General features: G+C 54.1%; 1 protein-coding gene. It reads right to left on the reverse strand.

Translation table 11 applies throughout. From position 1 onward, the window contains the following. A partial coding sequence (locus tag QZ377_RS10000) for a VCBS domain-containing protein (protein WP_291441006.1) occupies positions 1-4129 on the reverse strand: 4129 nt, incomplete at both ends.

The raw sequence follows: 4129 nt of genomic DNA on the forward strand, positions 1-4129 counted from the left end.
GCCCAGTCACCTTTTGAGCAGAGCTGTTTGTCGCGTTGTCGTTACCCACATAGTATGAAAGTGTGGCCCCATTATCCACGTCGGCTCCCACAACCGTTCCGCTTGCATCGCTGCTGCCTTCGGTGACAGCAAGGGCAGGGTCAAAGGATTCGATGGTGGGGGCGGTATTGGTTCCCTTGATGGTGACAACAATGTCTTTCTGTACTGTTTCAGCGCCATCGCTGACGTATACCGTGAATGTTTCCGTTGTGCTTTCCCCCTGAGCGAGCTTTTGCACATCAGGGTTGGAGTTGTCGAGTGTATATGTATAGTTGCCGTCACTGTCGATGGTAAGGGTTCCGTACTTGCCAGCAGCACTTTCGCCTTGCAGGCCGTCCTTGGTGCTGACACCGAAGGTATGCGTGTCTGTGGCGTCCACATCAGTGAATATGAGCTTGCCAGAGCTGGTAAGCACAGTGTCTTCCGTAACAGTCAGGCCGGGGGCGCTGGTGATAACAGGGGCATCATTGGCGCCGTTAATGGTCACCGTCAGTTGGGTTTCCGTGGCTTCGCCGTGTTCGTCCTTGACCACAATGGTAAAGGTTTCGGTCATTGAATCATTGCGGCCCAAAGCCTGGACAGCCGGGTCGGCATTGTTCAGCACATAGAGATACTCCCCGGTAGCCGAACTGATGGTAAGCGTGCCGTAGCTTCCCCGGGCAATCTGGTCAGTCTGGTCATTGCTTTTGACAAAGTACTGCAACTGCGCGCCGGCGTCCGGGTCTGTCGCCTCTATGTGGCCGGAAGCAAAAACCATTTCGCTTCCATTCGGCCCGGTTCTTATGTCGTCTTCCGTCACTTCCGCAACGGCAGCCTTGACTTCAGGCGCATTGTTTGTGCCGGTAATGGTGATGACAACATCACGCTGATCGGTCAGACCGTCAATGTCTGTGACAGTCACCGTATATATAAGATCGACCGACTGGCCCAATGCCAGTTTTTTAACCGCATCGCTGTCGTTATCCAGCGTGAAGGTATATTTGCCGTTGGCATCAATGGTGAAAGTTCCGTAGTCATCGTTGCCCTGAGCGCCGGAGTGAGAGAAGGTGTGCGTTTCGTTGGCATCCTTGTCATGCACCTGGCTTTGCCCGGATACGGCAAGTTCGCCTTCCGCAATGCTGAGGCCACTTTCTACAAAAAGGACCGGGGCGTCATTGGTTCCCTTGATTGTTACGTCAAGAGACTCAACGACGCTGGCGCCATGCTTGTCTGTCACGGTAATATAGAATGTTTCCGTGAGTTGCTGACCTTCATGCAGGCCCTGCACGGCATCCAGGCCATTATTGAGGGTATAGGTATATTCGCCGGTGTCACGATTGATGATCAGTGTGCCGTATTGCCCCTGCACAACAGTTTGCAGCGGTCCGGTGTTGCTTGTAGCCGCGCCGTAGGTGATGCCTGTGGGTACATCGTCCACGACCTGAACCTGGCTGCTGTCAGACAGGGCAGAGTCTTCCGTGACGGTCAGGTTGGTTACCGTGACTGTGGGCGGGGTATTGTCGCCCGTTATGGTAATGGTGATTTGCGTAGGATCGGAGGTATCGCTTGCAGCATTACCGGAATTATCCTGCGCAACAACGGTAAACACTTCTTCCACGGTCTGGTCTGCATTGAGCTGACCGTGATTGCTGTCCAGGAGGTATTTGTATTCTCCCGTATTCTTATCAATAGTGATGACGCCGTGTTCCGTTTCGATCTTGTCGACCAGGTTGCCATCCTTGTCTTTAAGGAAATAGGACAGGGTGTCGCCTTCATCAATGTCCGTGGCAACAATTTTGCCGGTCACGCCTTCGGTTTTGGCGATATCCTGGCCGTTTTCATGTGTGCCGCCGGGAGTGGTGATGCGCGGCTGGTCGTTGGTGCCTTCAACGGTGACAGTGATATCTATCTTGCCTTCTTTGGGGTGATACACTGTGAACGTTTCAGTCTTTTGGTCGCCATCACGCAGGCTCTGCACGGCCGTGCTGTCATTATTGAGCACATACGTGTAGCTGCCGTCAGGCTTGAGGATAAGAGACCCATACAGACCGGTATTGGTCAGTACAGCATCTGTGCCGTCACTGTTTTTCAGATAAAACTGATCAGTAGGATCACCGCCGTCTTTCAGCGTGAGCTTGCCGCTGGCGGTTATGTAGCCGTCATCTATTCCGTCTGCGTCCACATCCTCTTTGACGTCAAGGTCAGTAACCTTGAGGGTGTCTGAAGGGGTGTCGCCGTTCCCCGGATTGCTTGGGTCAATGGGGGGGACCGGATCGCCACCGCCACCGCCAGTGCCGCCGCCGGAACCCTTGCCGATGACGTTAATGGTGATGGTGGCACTGTCTTTGGCTCCGTGGGGGTCAATAACGCCTACTGCGAATTCTTCCGAAACTTCTTCGTCTTTGCCAAGCCCCTTATACGCGGAGCCATGTATATTAAGATGGTATGTGTATTCTCCGGTCAGGGTATTGATGGTTATGCTGCCATATTTACCCTCGATGGTCTGCACATACTGGGCGTCATCGCCTTCGCCCTTTTCGAAGTAGAACTTCAGTTCGGAAGCGGAGGAGTCGTTGGTGTAATCTTTGTTGTCCACGTCCGTGGCCCAGACCTGTCCGGAGGTCTGCAAAGAATCCGCCGGGCCGTCAGGCTGCCATTCCTTGGCTGTAAAAACAGGGGCGTCGTTGGTTCCGGTAATGATGACTGTGATCGTACCGTTAACGGAACTGCTGACCTCCTGGCCCGTAGCATTGGTATGACCCGTGGTGAGGTTGACATTGAACACCTCTTCTACATGGTCGCCCACGTTGAGGTACTGCACGTCTCCGGTGTTCAGCTTGTAGAAATAGGTGCCGTCCGCACGCAGGGTCAGCGTGCCGAACTTGCCCACAATTTCCACAGAATCATTGCCGGTAAGATCCTTGCCGTCTGCCGTGATGCGCAGCAGGCCGTCAGCCTCATCCGCATCGTGCCACACTATTTTCTGGCTTCCCGACTGTGCGGTATCTTCATCCAGGACCAGAACCGCTGTTTCCATAGTCGGGTCGTCCTGGGTGCCGTGAATGGTGACCTTTATGTCGCCATCCACAAATGCGCCGAGGTTGTCGGTGACGCGCACAACAAAGGTGTCGTCAACAGACTGGCCTTCGGACAGGGACTGCACCTTGTCATTGTACAGATGGTACGTGTACTCGCCGGTGAACGTATCAAGCTGGATGTAACCATACTTGCCTTCAATGGTCTGCACAGTGCTGCCATTGTGAACAAGGCTGTATATGAGCTTTTCTCCGGCAGGAAGGTCAACGTCGGTAGCCACGACCTGCCCGGTAGTGACGTAGGAACCGCTGTCTTCGCGAAGCTCCTCATGCTGGATAGCGTCTTTGAGTTCTGGCCTGTCGTTGGTACCCACGATGTTGACGGTGATATTCATCTCACCGGTATTGCCATTGGGGTCAACAGCAACAATGGTGAAGCCGTCGCTTGCGTGCTCATTGGCTTGAAGGGCATTGACCGCGTCGCTGGCATCATTGAGCGTATAGGTATATTCGCCGGTATCGGGATTAATGGAGACCGTGCCATACGTGGTGACAAGCGTGGTTTCACGCCCGCCTGAACTGTTGAGGAAGTAATATTTCAGGTTTTCCGTGTCGCCCTTGTCCGGATCAACGGCCTGAGCCTTGCCGGAAATGGTTCCGCTGCCCTGATATTCCTGGTTACCGTAGTAGTTGGTAAGGTTGCCGTTGGCATCAACTGTACCCACGCCGGATTCACGCACCTGGAAAACCTCGGCCGGCACTATAAAGGCCGGTGCATTGTCTTGTCCGTGTACGTTGATAACAAGCTGTTTGCTGTCAGAGGCACCGTGTTCGTCCGTCACGGTTACGGTGAAGATATCTTCAACCTTGTCGCCGTTCTTCAATTCCTGAACAGCATTAAGGCTGTTGTTCAGGGTGTAGGTATACTTGCCGGTGGTCGGGTCAAGGGTAAGTGTGCCGTATTTGCCTTGAATGACCGCCCCGGGAAGAACTGTGGGGGGAGCGCCATTGGCATCGGTAATGGAATAGGTAAGCACCGCGCCGTGGTCCACGTCGCTGCCTTCGGCCGTACCCTC

The sequence above is a fragment of the Desulfovibrio sp. genome (genome assembly GCF_019424165.1).
GTDB lineage: Bacteria > Desulfobacterota > Desulfovibrionia > Desulfovibrionales > Desulfovibrionaceae > Desulfovibrio.